Annotated in this window: 5 protein-coding genes and 3 pseudogenes; 1 reads left to right on the top strand and 7 read right to left on the bottom strand. The window is 57.9% G+C overall.

What is annotated here, in order from left to right:
• Window positions 1-77: 77 nt before the first annotated feature.
• A pseudogene (locus tag NKH01_RS35095) lies at window positions 78-303 on the top strand (AAA family ATPase); the annotation flags it as partial.
• Here NKH01_RS35095 and NKH01_RS35090 read toward each other — a convergent pair.
• The 7 genes and pseudogenes from NKH01_RS35090 to NKH01_RS35060 form a co-directional block, all read right to left on the bottom strand.
• Window positions 272-943 carry an SDR family NAD(P)-dependent oxidoreductase gene (locus tag NKH01_RS35090; RefSeq protein WP_353024732.1) on the bottom strand — a complete coding sequence of 224 codons (672 nt, stop codon included), beginning with the start codon at window positions 941-943 and terminating at the stop codon, window positions 272-274. The pseudogene NKH01_RS35095 and the gene NKH01_RS35090 overlap by 32 nt on opposite strands.
• 9 nt (window positions 944-952) lie before the next feature.
• Window positions 953-1,177 carry an SDR family oxidoreductase gene (locus NKH01_RS35085; protein ID WP_353024731.1) on the bottom strand — a complete coding sequence of 75 codons (225 nt, stop codon included), beginning with the start codon at window positions 1,175-1,177 and terminating at the stop codon, window positions 953-955.
• Window positions 1,110-1,283: pseudogene (locus NKH01_RS35080) on the bottom strand (SDR family NAD(P)-dependent oxidoreductase); the annotation flags it as partial. The gene NKH01_RS35085 and the pseudogene NKH01_RS35080, both read right to left, overlap by 68 nt.
• A gap of 106 nt (window positions 1,284-1,389) precedes the next feature.
• Window positions 1,390-1,710 (bottom strand): annotated as a pseudogene (locus NKH01_RS35075) (SDR family NAD(P)-dependent oxidoreductase); the annotation flags it as partial.
• A complete protein-coding gene (locus NKH01_RS35070) occupies window positions 1,707-2,114 on the bottom strand; it encodes an SDR family NAD(P)-dependent oxidoreductase (protein WP_353024734.1) in 408 nt (135 codons plus the stop codon). The gene NKH01_RS35070 and the pseudogene NKH01_RS35075, both read right to left, overlap by 4 nt.
• A 105-nt stretch (window positions 2,115-2,219) precedes the next feature.
• Window positions 2,220-2,426 carry a hypothetical protein gene (locus NKH01_RS35065; RefSeq protein WP_353024730.1) on the bottom strand — a complete coding sequence of 69 codons (207 nt, stop codon included), beginning with the start codon at window positions 2,424-2,426 and terminating at the stop codon, window positions 2,220-2,222.
• A 27-nt stretch (window positions 2,427-2,453) separates the two neighbouring features.
• Window positions 2,454-2,581 (bottom strand): SDR family oxidoreductase (locus tag NKH01_RS35060; RefSeq protein WP_353024733.1); only part of this gene is annotated, 128 nt, incomplete at its 5' end.

The following is a 2,581-nucleotide window of genomic DNA, read 5'->3' as shown; positions in this document are numbered from 1 at the left end:
TCAGGCGACAGGGTCGCTCAGCGCCCGTTGGCCTTCTACGATGCCGTCGCCCGGGTGATGGCGAAGGAGCAGCGTCCATGACGAATGCGCTCGATACCACGCTATCCACAATCGACCGGAATCCGCCACGATCTCGTCGGCCTGAAGATGCCACGAGCGCTCGAAGCGCTCGATCATATCGTGCGCCGGCTCGAGCAAGGCGAGATCGCCGCCCTCGAAGCCATGGACATCCTCCTTTCGGAAGAGTTGACCCTCCGCGACAACAGCCGGATCAAGACGGCACTGCGCATGGGGCGCCTGTCCTTCCTACCGGGTGAAGTTGCGACAATTCCCGCTCGATCAAGCTTCGGTCCGGGTGCATCTCGAGATACGCACGATTCAGCTCGGCATCGATCCAACCGGGACACACGGTATTGCAACGTATACCATCCGGCCCGAGGTCAACTGCCAGTCCCAGCGTGAGACCATGCACGCCGGCCTTCGTGGCCGCGTAGGCAGTATGCCAAGGGTTGACCATATAGCCTTCCACCGACCCGATGTTGACGATCGTTCCCAAGCCGCTACGTCTCATTTCCGGGACCACGTACTTGGCCATTAAAAACGGACCCCGGAGATTGACCGCCATGAGCCCGTCCCAATCCCCGGCAGTCTGTTCGTCGAAGGACCTATGAATGACCTTACCAGCATTGTTGACCAGTACATCGATCCTGCCGAACCTCAGTAGGACCTCGTCAACGAATGCTCGGATCGAAACCTCCTTGGTGACGTCTAGATGCAAAAACACGAGCTCGGGAACGCTGCTGCCAAAGGCGGCAGGCTCCCCAACCAGGTCGCCGACGACAACCACTGCCTCTTCTTCAGCGAGCCTCTCGGCAATCGCCCGCCCTATTCCTCGGTTGCCGCCCGTCACGACGGCAACCTTGCCTGATAGCCGGTTACCCATGGATCCCTCCTATCCTGCCGTGAAGCCGCCATCTATCGGAACAGCGACGCCGGTGATGTGCCTCGCCTGTTCGCTCGTCAGAAACACCGTCAAGCTCGCTATTTCCTTCGGCGTGGGCGAGGCGCCCCTGCGGTATTGAATCGATATTCCTCTGCAGGATCTCGTCCGCCGTAGCCGGCTTGTTGTGAGCCGACACGAGCATGGGTGTATCAACGGCCCCGGGACAGACGGCATTGATGCTGATTTGCTCTTTGGCGTGATCTAGGGCCATGGCTCGAGTGAGCAGAACCACCGCGCCCTTTGACGCACAGTAGGCAGCCAGATTCGAACAACCAACCAAGCCAACGTTGGAGGCTATATTGACAATGCTCCCGCCACCCGGTCGTTCGCATGGACTTCACTGCGGCGCGGCTAAAATAGAAGACACCACTGACATTGGCATCGAATGTCTGGCGCCAATCGTCATCCGAGGTTTCAACCGCAGTTCCCCGCCGGATAATTCCGGCGCTGTTGACCAGGACATCCACCTTTCCATACCGCTCGACGGTAGAAGCAATGACTTGGTCGGCGAAGCCGGAATCAGCTACATCACCGAGCATCAATTGAGCTGGACAACCGAGTTTCTGAACCGCGTAGCGTTGGCCACGCTCGTGATCGCGGCCAACTAAGACGAGTGAAGCGCCCATTGCGCCGAAGGCCTGTACGACGGCGTCCCCTATCCCGGACGTTGCGCCGGTAACGATAACGACCTTTTTGGAATCCGTCATAATAGCAGTTGTCCTTTAGTAGTGATGATGATGATGCTCCGGCCGTTCCTGCATTGCCTGGGCGGCAAACTTGGCACAATAGTAGTTGCAACGCAGAATGTTTCGACAATTTCGTCCCATTCCGGCTCTTCATATGAATGCGCTGGCTCAATGATGTCGATACCTGCGTTGCAGACCGTCACATCGATCTGCCCAAATCGGTCCACCGTGCCACTGATCAGTGCCCTGCAATCGTCATGCGACCGTACATCAGCGCGGATAGCCGTCACGCTGATTCCTTCCGCAAGTTCGGCCTCTGCTTGCATCAGCTCTTCAATATTGTGCAAGGAAAGGGCTATCTTCGCACCCAACCGTCCAAAGCAGGTGGCGAGCGACTTCCCTAGACCGTGGCTCGAGCCTGAAATGCAGACTACTTTGCCATCAATTCCGATGAGCTGCTGGTATCCTTCTGCACCTGAATTACGAGTTGTCCAGACATTGCGATGCTCCTCCGTCGTCCCAGTCTTGGCTCATTTCGAACTCCACAACCGCCATCGGCAGGCTGACGACAAGGTCTCCTTGAATGAAGCTTCAAGCCGGTTAATTCGGCCACCATCCGTGGCTTTGGCGGCTTCTCCAAGCTTCACCGTGGCGCAACCTGCCTCGAAAAGAAGCGTGCCAAGCTCAAAATCGCCCACAATGCCTTGGTTTTCCGTGCTTGCATTGGCTTCGTTCATGCGACGGCTCCTATTGCGACGAATTGTTCAGGCGGTTGCACTCAGCCCGCCATCGATGACGATCAGCGCGCCGCTGACATAGGCCGCGCGGGCGCTGGCCAAGAATGCAGCTACTGCTGCGAATTCCGAGGGATCGCCAAGGCGTCGGGCCGGGG

Origin of the sequence: Mesorhizobium sp. M1403 (genome assembly GCF_040317695.1) — a bacterium.
Classification (GTDB): domain Bacteria; phylum Pseudomonadota; class Alphaproteobacteria; order Rhizobiales; family Rhizobiaceae; genus Mesorhizobium.
Note: the sequence above shows the minus strand (reverse complement) of the source record. Positions and strands in the feature narration are given on the sequence as shown.

Coding starts and splice junctions, on each gene's coding strand:
- NKH01_RS35090 (WP_353024732.1), bottom strand. CDS start 943: ATGGGTAACCGGCTATCAGGCAAGGTTGCCGTCGTGACGGGCGGCAAC.
- NKH01_RS35085 (WP_353024731.1), bottom strand. CDS start 1,177: ATGCCGTCTGTCCCGGGGCCGTTGATACACCCATGCTCGTGTCGGCTC.
- NKH01_RS35065 (WP_353024730.1), bottom strand. CDS start 2,426: ATGAACGAAGCCAATGCAAGCACGGAAAACCAAGGCATTGTGGGCGAT.